Here is a 12,843-nt window from a genome sequence, read left to right as displayed (position 1 = left end):
GGGAGGGGCGAGGGACATGAAGCCTAGATGTATTTCAGGCCCATTTCTGCCAGGCGCGGGCGCATATTATAGATGTCTAGGCCCAACTCCCCGGCGGCCAGCCGGACGCGCTTGGCTTCCTCCGCGGCTTCCCGGGCCTGCGCCTTTTCCAGCACGGTGGCGGCGTTGGCGCGGCGAACGACACAAACGCCGTCATCGTCGGCGATCACCACATCGCCCGGATTTACCAGCGCATTGGCGCAGACCACCGGGATATTGACGCTACCCAGCGTATTTTTGACCGTGCCCTGCGCATGGACCGCTTTGGACCAGACGGGAAAGTTCATCTGCTTCAGGTCGCGCACGTCGCGCACGCCCGCGTCGATGATCAGGCCGCGACAGCCGCGCGCGATGGCGGATGTGGCCAGCAAGTCGCCGAAATAGCCATCGGTGCACGGGCTGGTGGGCGCGAGGAGGAGGACGTCGCCTTCCTGCAATTGTTCGATCGCGACATGGATCATCCAGTTGTCGCCCGGCGCGGCCGAAATAGTCACTGCGCTGCCGGCGATACGTGCGCCGCTATAAATCGGCCGCATATAGGGGGCGAGCAAGCCGGTCCGGCCCTGCGCTTCATGAACGGTGGCAACCCCGCATCCAGCGAGACCATCTATGATGGAAAGGTCGGCTCTCTTAATATTCTGCACGACGACGCCGGACATGGAACTGCTCCTTCTCCAAGATGGACAGCGACATGGACAGCTTGAGGACGATGCACAAATCCGATCTGGCGCATTCCCATAAAAATTTGATAATCATTCTTCATGCAGGCCGACCAGTTCAATATTCGTCACCTGGCCGCCATGGCCGCTATTGTCGATCAGGGCAGCGTCAGCCTGGCGGCGCGGACGGTCAATCTGACCCAGCCGGCCGTAACGCAGGGGATCGCCAAGCTGGAGGCTCAGTTGGGCTTGCGGCTGTTCGACCGGCAACCCGCCGGCATGACGGCGCTGGAGTCGGCGCTGCGTCTCAAGCCGCGCGTCGATGTCGCGCTTCGCCTGATCGGCAGCAATCGCGTGACAGCCGCGCAGGTGCGGGCCTTCGCCGCTCTGGCGCGGGCGGGCAGTTATGCGGCGGCAGCGGCCGCAACGGGCGTGGCCGAGCCGTCGCTCCACCGCGCTGTCGGCGATCTGGGTCTGGCCGTAGGCAGCCGACTGGTCGATCGGCGTGGCAGAGGAGTGATGCTGACCAGGGCGGGCCTTGCCCTGGCGCAGCGGTTGCGGCTGGCGCTGGCGGAATTGCGGCAAGGACTGGAGGATCTGGCCGACCTCAAGGGGGAGGAGGGCGGACGCATTCTGGTTGGCGCGATGCCATTGTCGCGCGCGCGGTTGCTGCCCGACGCGATCGTCCGCTTTCGCAACGACTTCCCCCATGTGGCCATCAGTGTTCATGAAGGCTCCCACGCCGAACTGGTCGGTCCGCTGCGGGATGGGGAGATCGACATGATGATCGGGGCGCTGCGCGATCCGGCCATGGCGCTGGACCTTCATCACCGGCCCTTGTTCGAGGATCGACCGACCATCCTGACCCGACGCGGCCATCCGCTGGAGACAGGCTGGGACGCCGACGCGCTTCGTCGGTTTCCGTGGATATTGCCGCCCGACGGAACCCCGTTGCGCCAATTGTGGCGCGCCATGTTCGCGGAACTGGGGGGGGTGCTGCCCGCCGTCCCGATCGAGTGTGGATCGGTCATGACCGTGAGGCAATTGCTGGTGGCGGGCGACTATCTGACCCTGTTGTCTCACGATCAGCTGGCGCTGGAACTCCAGGCCGGAATGCTGACCGATATTGGTCCCGCGCCCGGCGCGATCAGCCGGACGATCGGCCTGACGACACGCGCCGACTGGCGGCCGACCCGGTTACAGCAACAGTTCATGGACGCCGTGGCGATAGCGGCCGGGACAATGAATTCGTAAATTCTTATGCCTTCGTGGCGGATTCGATTGGCCGCTGACCGGGCGATGCGTCATCCCTTGATGCCATGGAGCAGGAAGTTGGTCTGATCGGGTTCGGTGAAGCTGGGTCCACCTTTGCCCGGTCCGGGGCCTGGGCCGCAGCAGCTCATGTGTTCGACCGCAAGACGGACGACCCGGCAACGCGCGACGAGATGTTGGCGGCCTATGCCGATGCGGAGGTGACGCCAGCCCAGTTTCTGAAGGACGCGCTGAACGAGACATCGCTGGTGCTTTCGCTGGTGACGGCGGACCAGGCGTTGGCGGTCGCGGAAGCGGCGGCGGCGCTGATCGCGCCTGGCACATTCTATTGCGACCTCAACAGCGTCGCGCCGCAAACCAAGCAGGCGGCGGCCGAGGCGATCGAGGCGGTGGGGGGCCGTTATATCGACGTTGCGGTGATGGCGCCGGTCGATCCGGCACGGCTCAATGTGCCCTTGCTGCTGAGCGGTGCTGGGGCGGGTGATGCGGAGGGGCGCCTTCATGCCCTTGGCTTCACCAACATCCGGGCCGTGGGCGCGGATGTCGGCCGGGCCTCGTCCATCAAGATGATCCGATCGGTCATAGTGAAGGGCATTGAGGCACTGACGGCCGAATGTGTGCTGGCGGCCGCAGCGGCCGATGTGCTGGACGAGGTGCTCAGCTCGCTCGATGCCAGCGAGAAGAGCCGCGCTTGGGAAGCGCGCGCGGATTATAATCTCGACCGGATGCTGGTGCATGGCACCCGCCGCGCGGCCGAGATGGAAGAAGTGGTCAGGACACTCGAAGCATTGGGCACGGGCGCCGACATGACGCGCGGCACGGTGCAGCGGCAGCGCGCCATCGGCGCGCTGGGCGTGCGCCTGCCGCCGGAAGGGCTGGGGGACAAGGTTGCGCGGATTTCAACGCCGTGGCTCAGCGTGGTTGAAATTTAGCATGACGGGCGGAGCCTAGCGCTTTCGCCCGAGACCTCGGCCTTCGTCAGCTTGACGGACGGAGGCGGGCTGGGCGGCGCGACTGAATATTTGGAGAAGCAAGCGGATGAGCCTGATTATCGATTGCCATGGCCATTATACTGTCCTGCCCAAGGGACATGATGCATGGCGCGAGGCGCAGAAGGCGGCGTTCAAGGCCGCCACACCGTGCCCTCCTTATCCAGAAATCAGTGATGCCGAGATTCGCGATACGATCGAGGCGAACCAGTTGCGCCTGATCAAGGAGCGGGGCGCAGACCTCACCATTTTCTCGCCCCGCGCATCGGCGATGGCGCCGCATGTCGGCGACGAGGCGGTGGCCAAGGAATGGGCGATCCGCTGCAACGACCTGATCGCGCGGGTGGTGGCGATGTTCCCCGAAACCTTTGCCGGGGTGTGCATGTTGCCGCAGTCGCCCAAGGCCGACATGCGCAATTCGATCGCGGAGCTGGAGCGCTGCGTTAGCGAGCTGGGTTTTATCGGCTGCAACCTCAATCCCGATCCGGGCGGCGGCCATTTCACCCATCCGCCGCTCACGGATCACTACTGGTATCCCTTCTACGAGAAGATGGTCGAGCTGGACGTGCCGGCGATGATCCATGTGTCGGGCAGCTGCAACCCGGCGATGCACGCGACCGGCGGCTATTATATCGCTGCCGACACCATCGCCTTCATGCAGTTGCTGGAAGGCGACCTGTTCAGCGACTTCCCGACGCTGCGCTTCATCATCCCGCATGGCGGCGGCGCGGTGCCCTATCATTGGGGCCGCTATCGGGGTCTGGCCGACATGCTGAAGAAACCCGATCTCTCCACGCATCTGATGAACAATATCTTCTTCGACACCTGCGTCTACCACCAGCCGGGCGTCAATCTGCTGGCTGATGTGATCGAGAACAAGAATATCCTGTTCGGATCGGAAATGGTGGGCGCGGTGCGCGGGATCGATCCGACTACGGGCTTCTATTTCGATGATACCAAGCGTTATGTCGATGCGCTGGACATCAGCGCAGATGCGCGCGCCGCGATCTTCGAGGGCAATGCCCGGCGTGTCTTTCCACGGCTCGACACCCAGCTGAAGGCGCGCGGGCTGTGACCACCTGGCTGCGAAACGCCTGGTATGTGGCCGCCTGGGACAGCGAGGTGGACGCGGCGCCCCTCGCGCGCACCATCTGTGGCACGCCGATGATGTTTTACCGCAAGCTTGATCGCTCGGTCGTGGCGATGCGCGATGCGTGTCCGCACAGGCTGTTGCCGCTGTCGATGGGATTGCGCGAAGGGGATTCGATCCGCTGTAAATATCATGGCCTCAAATTAGGACCGGACGGCGTCGCGCAGGAAATGCCGATGAAGAGCAAGGCGGTGAATCGCCGCGTCTGCGCCGACACCTACGCCGTGGTCGAGCGGCACCGGTTCGTGTGGGTCTGGATCGGCGACAATGACCGGGCCGACCCTGCGTTGATCCCTGATCTGTGGCCATGTTCGCGCGACGGCTGGACGTTCGATGGCGGCTATTATCCGGTGGCCTGCGACTATCGGCTGATGATCGATAATCTGATGGACCTCACGCACGAAACCTATGTCCATTCCAGCTCGATCGGTCAGGTCGAGATTTTGGAGGCGCCGATCGAAACCCATGTCGCGAACGGCCATGTTTTCGTCACCCGCTGGATGGAAGGCGTCGATGCGCCCCCATTTTGGCGTGGCGCGCTCAAAAAGGATGGGCCGGTCGATCGCTGGCAAATCTGTCAGTTCATGCTGCCCGCGTCGGTCATGATCGACGTGGGGGTCGCGCCGGTCGAAGCGGGCGCGACGCTGGCGGAGCATGACCAGGGGGTGCGTGGCATGGTGATCGATTTCATGACGCCTGAAAGCGAGACCTCGCACCATTATTTCTGGGGTATGGCGCGCAATTTCGACATTGAGGATGCTGGCTTCACCGCCCGGTTCAAGGCGCAACAGGGCGGCGTCTTTGCCGAGGACAAGGAGATTTTGGAAGCGCAGCAAAGCGCGATCCTGAACAATCCCGACATGAAGCTGTCCGCCTATCGCATTGACGAGGGCGGCGTGCGTTCGCGTCAGCTCATCGCCCGGGCCATCGCCGCGGGCCGTCAGATGGAGGAACAGGCATGAGCGACCCCTTCGACATTCATGATTATCTCGCCGAGTTCGAGGATATTCCCGGCACGCGTGTCTATACGGCGGCGCGCGCGCGGCAGGGCTATCATATGAACCAGTTCGCGATGAGCCTGATGAAGGCGGAAAATCGCGAACGGTTCAAGGCGGACGAGCGCGCTTATCTGGACGAATGGCCGCTGACGCAGGACCAGAAGCAGGCGTTGCTGGATCGCGACTATAATCGCTGCCTCGACCTGGGCGGGAATGTCTATTTCCTCTCGAAGCTGTTTTCGACCGACGGGATTCCGTTCGCCGAGGCGGTCAGCACCATGACCGACATGAGCTTCCCCGAATATCGCGAGATGATGATGAAAGGCGGCCGTTCGCCCGAAGGGCTGCGGTCGATCCGGGAGAAACGATAATGGCGAGGATTACCGCTGGCGTGGCATCGAGCCATGTGCCCCTGTTGGGTGTGGCGTCGGATTTCGGCAAGGACAGGGACGACTATTTCGGGCCGATCTTTGCAGGCTATGACTGGACGCGCGCATGGGAGAAGGCCGAGAAGCCCGACGTCGTGGTGCTTGTCTATAATGATCATGCCTCCGCCTTCGACATGAAGATCATCCCGACCTTCGCGATCGGTTGTGGCGAACGCTACAAGTCGGCCGACGAAGGCTGGGGGCCGCGCGCGGTGCCGGATGTGGAGGGGCATCCCGACCTAGCCTGGCATATGGCGCAAAGCCTGATCCTGGACGAGTTCGACATGACCATCATCAACGAGATGGACGTCGACCATGGTCTGACCGTCCCGCTCAGCATGATGTTCGGCAAGCCGGATGCCTGGCCGTGCAAAATCATACCGCTCGCCGTCAATGTCGTCACCTATCCGCCGCCGTCGGGCAATCGCTGCTGGGCGCTCGGCGAAGCGATCAAGAAGGCGGTCGAAAGCTTTCCCGAAAACCTCAACGTGCAGATTTGGGGCACGGGCGGGATGAGCCACCAGCTACAGGGCGCACGCGCGGGGCTGATCAACAAGGCGTGGGACAATATGTTCCTGAACGGGCTGATCGGCGACAGCGACCATCTGCGCCGTATCCCGCACATCGAATATCTGCGCGAAACGGGCAGCGAAGGCATCGAAATGGTGATGTGGCTCATCATGCGCGGGGCGATGGGCCGAAAGACCCGCGCGCTGCACCGCCATTATCATGTGCCCTGTTCCAACACCGCGATCGGCCATCTGGTGCTGCGTCCCGACAATGGCGAGGGGCTGGACATGACCGGCAGCGGCACGGCGACGGAGATCGCCGCCGAGTGACCCGCCCATTTCCCAAAATCACGGAGTGAATATAATGCGTATTGCCCTGGCTGGCGCCGGCGCCTTTGGCGAAAAGCATCTTGATGGCCTCAAAAATATCGACGGCGTGACCGTCACGTCGATCATCGGGCGCGAATTGGCGCCTACCAAGACGGTGGCGGAGAAATATGGCATCGGCCATGTCACCACAGACCTTGCCGAAACGCTCAGCCGCGATGATGTCGATGCGGTGATCCTGTGCACGCCAACGCAAATGCACGCGGAACAGGCGATCGCCTGCATGGACGCGGGCAAGCATGTCGAGGTCGAAATTCCGCTGGCAGACAGCTGGGCCGACGCGCAGGCGGTGCTGGCCAAGCAGAAGGAAACCGGCCTGACCTGCATGGTCGGTCATACCCGTCGCTTCAACCCTTCGCACCAGTTCGTCCACAACCGCATCAAGGCGGGTGAGTTCAACGTCCAGCAAATGGACGTGCAGACCTATTTCTTCCGTCGCAAGAATATCAATGCGAAGGGCGAGCCACGCAGCTGGACCGACCATCTGCTGTGGCACCATGCCGCGCACACGATCGACCTGTTCGCCTATCAGGCCGGCCGGATCGTCGATGCCCATGCGATGCAGGGACCGATCCACCCGGAACTCGGCATCGCCATGGACATGTCGATCCAGCTCAAAAGCGAGACGGGCGCGATCTGCACCCTGTCCTTGAGCTTCAACAATGACGGGCCGCTGGGCACCTTCTTCCGCTATATCGGCGACAGCGCCACCTATATTGCGCGCTACGACGATCTGGTGAACGGCAAGGAAGAGCCGATCGACGTCAGCCAGGTTGCCGTATCGATGAACGGCATCGAATTGCAGGACCGCGAATTCATCAGCGCCATCCGCGAGGGCCGCGACCCCAATTCGAGTGTCGCCAAGGTGTTCGATTGTTATCGTGTGCTGGGCGAACTGGAAACGCAGCTTAGCTGAAATACCATCCCTTCGGGGTCGCACAGAGGGTGCGGCGGAGCCATCCGTCGCGCCCTTTTTGCGTCACGCCTTCAGCAGCGGATGTAGCTGGCGCAGATCGTCGAGCAGCGATTCGATCAGGGCGACGTCACGATACGTGCCGGTGGGCGTGACTGCCCAGTTGCAATGGGGATGGGTCTCGCGGTCATAGAGCCGAACAGGCCCGATGGCCTTGCGCCAATGATGTTTGCTGCGTCCCTGGTCGCGAACCAGCCTCGCCACCAGCAGGTCGATCATCATGTCACAGGTCATCGGGGTCATGGTCGTCCTTTGCCGACCATTGGCCGGGCAGGTCAAGATAGGCTTCCAGTTCGCGCCAGTGGCGGTCCCAGCCCGGTCCGCGTCGTTCCAGCGGCACATGGCGTTCCACCATGGCCCGGGCCTGCGCCATAATATTGGGGCGAGGCCCGCGCAGCCGATCGAGAATGAGCCGGATGGAGAGCGCCTCCTCGTCCGTCATGGCAGCGCGCGTTTGCGCGCGGCGCGGTAGGCGCGGGGTGGCTCGCCAACATGGCGCGCGAAAAACCGCGAAAAATAGGCAGGATCTTCAAAGCCGATGGCATAGCCGATGTCGGCGATGGAAAGCTGGGAGTAGAGCAGCAGGCGGCGCGCCTCAAGCAGGGCGCGATCGTCCAGCATCTGCGCCGGGGAGCTGCCCGCGACTCGCGCGCAGGCCTGGCGCAGCGCTGTAAGGCTGGTGCCGAGCGCGCGGGCGTGGACCGACACCGGTTCGCGCGCGCGGAACCGCTGCTCGATCCGCTCGCGCAAACGGGCGACCAACGCCGCCTGTCGCGCGACGCCTGGCCGCCCCGCCTCCGCCGGCGTGGCATGGCGGAGCGTCAGAACCATGAGCAGCAGCAAAGCGGATTCGACTGCGGCGCGCTGTCCCGGCCCGGACCAGCCCAGCTCCCGCGCCATGCCAATGATGATCTCTTCGGCGGCCGCACGCTCTTCCTGCGGCAACATCACGAGCAGCGGAGCGGTGAAGAGCGGGGCAAGGTCGGGATCGCGGGCCAGGAGATGATGAAGATAGCTGTCGGCTATGGTGGTCACATGGCCCCGCGATTCCCTGTGCCAGCCAAAGCCATGGACGACGCCGGCCGGGATCAGCAGCAGGCAGGGCGCTTCAAAGCTGACCCGAGCCGCTTCGGCCTGCATCGCGCCTCCGCCCTGCGCGATCAGGATGATATGGTTGAGATCCCGATGGACATGCGGGCGGATCGTCCATTCGCTGGGGCGGGATCGATCGTCCAGGCTTTCCACATGGACAAAGCCTTCGGCCACGCTGCGCTGTGGCTCGCCATAAAGATAGAAGCTGGGAACGGGCGCGGTCGACATGATGGATCGTCCATCTATGGACGGCTCGGTGCTGTGCCGCAAGGCGTCATGGCTACGCGGCGCATGAAGCTATTGCTCGTTGGCCCGGATAGATGCTGAAGAGAGACGGAGGCTCCCGCCGGGACTGCACAGTTGAACCTGTTCCTGGCTGTTGGCGTTCTCTCTGCGCTCTTGGCTTGCCCGCGCCGATGTGGAAGACGGGGCTTGGCCGTTAATACCGATGCCGGATGACAGGAAGATGCGCTTGCCGATCAACAAAATGATCATCGTTGGACTGGGCGCAGCCATGTTGGTGCTGTTGCCGGGTGCACCGCTCCTTGCAGCCGATCCCGCGCCGTTCGAATTGTCCGGGCCATCGCTGCGCGTGAGCGTGTCGCGTGGCGATCAGAGCCTGCCCATCGCGCAGGTGCCGAGCCTGTCGGAGGGTGACATATTGTCGGTCGAGGCCGATCTGCCCAAGGACCAGGGCGTGCGCTTCATCCTCGTGTCCGCCTTTCTGCGCGGTGCGGCCAATCCGCCGCCCAAGGACTGGATCAGCTTCGCCGAGACATGGAAGACCAAGCCAAAGGACAAGCAGTTGATGCTGACCGTGCCGAAGGGTGCGCGGCAGATGGTGCTGTTCCTCGTTCCCGACACGGGTGGGGCCGAAGGCACGCTGACTGATGCGGTGCGGGGCAAGCCGGGCGAATTCGTGCGGGCGACGCAGGATCTCAACCAGGCCTCGCTCGACCGGTCACGGCTGGACAGTTTCATGAGCGCGATCCAGGCGCAGGAAAACACCCATCCCGAATATCTGCGCACCGTCGCGCCAACCCTGGCGCACAGCCTGTCGATGAAACTGAACGAGGATTGCCTGTCCAAGGTGATCGAGATGCAGGCGGCCTGCCTGCTCGACAATCGCGACGCGCTGGTGCTGGCCGATGTGCACAGCAGTTCCATGGCGGAGACGCTGACCGGGGCGCCGACCGATCTGGCGCTGCAACTCAGCGCGACGCGCGAGGCGGGTTATGGCTATTACAGCGCCTATATAGGTGTCGCCCGTGACATCGCCCGGATTTTCGGCGCGTTCAGCAATCCCGAATTCGACTATCTGCCGACGCTCAGCCTGCGCAAGGGAGAGGGCGTGTCCCTGCTCCTCAATACCGCGCCTTCCTTCCAGAAACCAAAATCGGTGATGGTGGTGGCGATGCCTGCGATCGAAGCGGACCGCCCGCCGCAATTGCGCAGCGGTGCGGATGGACCAATTTGCGCGACACGGCCAGGCGCCGTGTTGCCGGTGGAGGGCGCGCCGCTCATCTATTCCACAGCCTATGCGCGCGATATGCGGCTGTCGCTCAAGGCGGGATCGGGCGAAGCGATCGAATTGCCGCTCGAAGCCCGCGCCGATCGGGGCGGCTACATCATTGCCGGCGGGACCGATCTGCCCGCCGCGTTCAAGGGGACGGTGCAGGGGCATCTCTATGGCCGCTGGGGTTTCGACCGGTTCGATGGACCGGATTTCACGCTGCAATTGCCCGATGAGGGTGGCTGGACCGTCCAGGGCGATCCACCCACGCTGGTAGTCGGCCGCGACAATGACCTCATAATCAAGGGTGGCGCTCCCGCCTGCGTGGAAAGCGTGACGATGCGCAAGGGCGATGGCGCAGCGCAGCCGGTCGCATGGAAGGTGCAGGGCCAGGATTCACTGGCCTTGACCCTGCCGCTGACCGATCGCAGGCCCGGTCCGCTGGGCGTCGAGGTCAAATATCGAGGTATCGCCCAACCGTCGGTCCTGTCGCTGCGCAGCTATGCCCAGGCCAGTCGGCTCGATGCCTTGGCGATCCATGCGGGCGACCATTGGGCGGTGCTGTCGGGCCAGCGCCTGGATCAGGTGGAAAGCGTCGATCTGGACGGGTTGCTGATGCGGCCCGACGGCCTGGCGCGCGACGGGAAGGTCGATCGATTGCGGCTCTTGGCGTCGCAGGATGGCAAGGCGCTGGAACAAGGGCGCGGGCTTACTGCGCGGGTGAAGTTGCGGGACGGCCGCAAGGTCGATCTGGACCTGACGGTCGCGCCCGCGCGGCCGCAGGTGCGCCTGCTCGGCAAGACGATCACCGCAGGAAAGCCGCCCGCCGGGGGTACGGCGCTGGCCCTTGATGGCGATGATCTGCTGCCCGACGATGGTCAGCTCGTCTTCTCCATCCAGGCGGACGAAGGCACGCGGCTGACGGCCGAGGACGTGATCGAGGTGGCCTCCTTTGACGGGACTGTGTCGGCGCGGCTGACGGCATCGAACGGCCTTCGGCTGGAAGGGCCGCAAGTGATGGTGGCGAGGCTGGACCCCAAGGCTTTGGGACCGTCACTGTTCGGACCGTTGCGGTTCCGGTTGCTGCGCGGGGACGAAGCAAGCGATTGGCAGCCGCTTGTGACGCTGGCGCGCCTCCCACAGATCGAGGCGGTCGCCTGCGCCGACAAGGCGGAGGGCTGCACCATTCGCGGGCGCGACTTGTTCCTGATTGACGCCGTCGGGGCGACCCCCGCACTCGATAGCGCGGCGCAGGTGGCGCATGGCTATACCGGGTCGGCGCTCAAGGCACCTGTTCCCCAGGACGGCAAGCTCTACCTGCGTTTGCGCGACGCGCCCGACAGCGTCGTCATGTTGCCGGTTGCGTAATCGTCCATCAACGATATGGCCCAAAGGCATGAAAATCGGCCCTATTGAGCAAGGCAGGTCTTTCCCGATCCGATAAGGCCTGGTGGATTGTCCAGAAAATCGGTTGGTCTCGCCATGTCGTGACCGGCCCACCCCCGCCATGATCTCCAACAAATTCCCTATGTTGGAGAGGATATCATGAAGACTGAGGTCGCCATCATCGGGGCGGGGCCGGCCGGCTTGCTGCTCGGTCATCTGCTCCGCGCTGAAGGCATTGAAGCCGTGATTGTTGAAAGGGCGTCCCCCGACTATGTGCTTGGCCGGATTCGGGCCGGCGTGCTGGAACGCACCACGACCGATCTGATGGATCGCCTGGGCCTGGGCGCGCGCCTGCACGCCGAAGGCCTGCCCCATGACGGTTTTCACCTGGCGGATGGCGAACGCTTGATTCGGATCGACATTGCCGCGCTGACAGGTCGGCAGGTGATGGTCTATGGCCAGACCGAGTTGACCCGCGACTTGATGGAGGCCGCGCCCGAACGGGGGCTGGAGATCATCTATGAAGCGGCCGATGTGGCGCTTCATGATGTCGATGGCGACAGACCCTATCTGACCTATAGCAAGGGTGGATCGGCGCATCGCATCGATGCCGCATTCCTGTGCGGATGCGACGGGTTTCATGGTCCGTCGCGCCAAGCGATCCCGAAGTCGATGGCCGCCGCCTATGAGAAAATCTATCCCTTCGGCTGGCTCGGCATCCTGGCCGATGTCCCGCCCTGCAATCATGAACTCATCTATGCGAACCATGAACGGGGTTTCGCGCTGGCTTCGATGCGCTCGGAAAGGCGCAGTCGCTATTATGTCCAAGTGTCGCTGGAGGATAAGGTGGAGGACTGGCCCGATGATCGACTGTGGGATGAATTGGCCGCCCGCCTTGGACCGGCTGCCGCTTCCCATATGGTGCGGGGGCCGGCGCTGGAAAAGTCGATCGCGCCGCTACGATCCTTCGTGTCCGAACCGATGCGGCATGGCCGCCTCATGCTGGCGGGCGATAGCGCGCATATCGTGCCTCCCACCGGCGCCAAGGGGCTGAACCTGGCGGCTTCGGATGTGCATTATCTCTCGCAAGCGCTGATCGGCTATTTCAAGCGGCGAGATCGCGATGCGATTGCCGGCTATTCCGACAAGGCGCTGGCGCGTGTCTGGAAGTCGGAGCGCTTTTCCTGGCAGCTTACCCGGCTGATGCATCGTTTCCCGGATGGGGATGCGTTCGACCGGCGGATGCAGGTGGCGGAGCTGGATTATATCGCGTCGTCAGTCGCGGCGCAGACGAGTATCGCTGAAAACTATGTCGGTCTGCCCCTGTAAGGGCTGCACTGGCGTGAAGGGGCGGGCGGGGCCAATGTTTCCGGCCCGAAGGATAGAAATTTCGGACGCCCCGATTTTTTCAGTTGACCGACTCGATGGGTCACCTTAGATGCCACTCC

13 protein-coding genes are annotated in these 12,843 nt (G+C 63.5%); 9 read left to right on the top strand and 4 right to left on the bottom strand.

Features of this window, described 5'->3' with window-relative positions; all coding sequences use genetic code 11:
• Positions 1-23 precede the first annotated feature (23 nt).
• Positions 24-698 (bottom strand): 4-carboxy-4-hydroxy-2-oxoadipate aldolase/oxaloacetate decarboxylase, encoded by a 675-nt coding sequence (gene ligK / locus C100_RS46265; RefSeq protein WP_024022007.1) that lies wholly within the window; start codon positions 696-698, stop codon positions 24-26.
• A gap of 102 nt (positions 699-800) precedes the next feature.
• On the opposite strand from ligK, the gene C100_RS46260 reads away from it, so the two are divergent.
• From C100_RS46260 to C100_RS46230, 7 genes are all read left to right on the top strand, one after another.
• On the top strand, positions 801-1,952 hold the full coding sequence (locus C100_RS46260; protein ID WP_024022006.1) for a LysR substrate-binding domain-containing protein: 1,152 nt from the start codon (positions 801-803) through the stop codon (positions 1,950-1,952).
• A gap of 65 nt (positions 1,953-2,017) precedes the next feature.
• Entirely contained in the window at positions 2,018-2,902 is an 885-nt protein-coding gene (locus C100_RS46255; RefSeq protein WP_024022005.1) for an NAD(P)-dependent oxidoreductase, read from the top strand.
• Positions 2,903-3,008: 106 nt separating this feature from the next.
• Positions 3,009-4,034, top strand: coding sequence for an amidohydrolase family protein (locus C100_RS46250; protein ID WP_024022004.1), 1,026 nt, complete (start codon positions 3,009-3,011; stop codon positions 4,032-4,034).
• Positions 4,031-5,071: an aromatic ring-hydroxylating dioxygenase subunit alpha gene (locus C100_RS46245; RefSeq protein WP_024022003.1), complete on the top strand. Its 1,041-nt coding sequence runs from the start codon at positions 4,031-4,033 to the stop codon at positions 5,069-5,071. The genes C100_RS46250 and C100_RS46245 overlap by 4 nt, the downstream gene beginning before the upstream one ends.
• Positions 5,068-5,478 carry a protocatechuate 4,5-dioxygenase subunit alpha gene (ligA, locus tag C100_RS46240; protein WP_024022002.1) on the top strand — a complete coding sequence of 137 codons (411 nt, stop codon included), beginning with the start codon at positions 5,068-5,070 and terminating at the stop codon, positions 5,476-5,478. Before C100_RS46245 ends, ligA begins: the two co-directional genes overlap by 4 nt.
• A complete protein-coding gene (locus C100_RS46235) occupies positions 5,478-6,374 on the top strand; it encodes a class III extradiol dioxygenase subunit beta (protein WP_024022001.1) in 897 nt (298 codons plus the stop codon). Before ligA ends, C100_RS46235 begins: the two co-directional genes overlap by 1 nt.
• Before the next feature lie 34 nt (positions 6,375-6,408).
• Positions 6,409-7,347 (top strand): Gfo/Idh/MocA family oxidoreductase, encoded by a 939-nt coding sequence (locus C100_RS46230; RefSeq protein WP_024022000.1) that lies wholly within the window; start codon positions 6,409-6,411, stop codon positions 7,345-7,347.
• A 63-nt stretch (positions 7,348-7,410) separates the two neighbouring features.
• Here the strand turns inward: C100_RS46230 and C100_RS46225 are convergent, their stop codons facing one another.
• The 3 genes from C100_RS46225 to C100_RS46215 are packed head-to-tail and all read right to left on the bottom strand — an operon-like array spanning position 7,411 to position 8,724.
• A complete protein-coding gene (locus tag C100_RS46225) occupies positions 7,411-7,638 on the bottom strand; it encodes a hypothetical protein (RefSeq protein ID WP_031310338.1) in 228 nt (75 codons plus the stop codon).
• A complete protein-coding gene (locus C100_RS46220; protein ID WP_024021998.1) occupies positions 7,628-7,846 on the bottom strand; it encodes a hypothetical protein in 219 nt (72 codons plus the stop codon). Before C100_RS46220 ends, C100_RS46225 begins: the two co-directional genes overlap by 11 nt.
• On the bottom strand, positions 7,843-8,724 hold the full coding sequence (locus tag C100_RS46215) for a helix-turn-helix domain-containing protein (protein ID WP_024021997.1): 882 nt from the start codon (positions 8,722-8,724) through the stop codon (positions 7,843-7,845). Before C100_RS46215 ends, C100_RS46220 begins: the two co-directional genes overlap by 4 nt.
• A 238-nt stretch (positions 8,725-8,962) precedes the next feature.
• Between C100_RS46215 and C100_RS46210 the strand changes: the two genes are divergently transcribed.
• Both C100_RS46210 and pobA read left to right on the top strand, forming a co-directional pair.
• Complete coding sequence (locus C100_RS46210; RefSeq protein WP_235219154.1) at positions 8,963-11,377, top strand: hypothetical protein; 2,415 nt, start codon at positions 8,963-8,965, stop codon at positions 11,375-11,377.
• Between the two features lie 177 nt (positions 11,378-11,554).
• Positions 11,555-12,724 (top strand): 4-hydroxybenzoate 3-monooxygenase, encoded by a 1,170-nt coding sequence (gene pobA / locus C100_RS46205; protein WP_024021995.1) that lies wholly within the window; start codon positions 11,555-11,557, stop codon positions 12,722-12,724.
• Positions 12,725-12,843 lie beyond the last annotated feature (119 nt).

It is taken from the genome of Sphingobium sp. C100, assembly GCF_000508185.1.
Classification (GTDB): domain Bacteria; phylum Pseudomonadota; class Alphaproteobacteria; order Sphingomonadales; family Sphingomonadaceae; genus Sphingobium.
The sequence above is the reverse complement of the archived record's forward strand: the minus strand, read 5'-3'. Positions and strand labels throughout refer to the sequence as shown.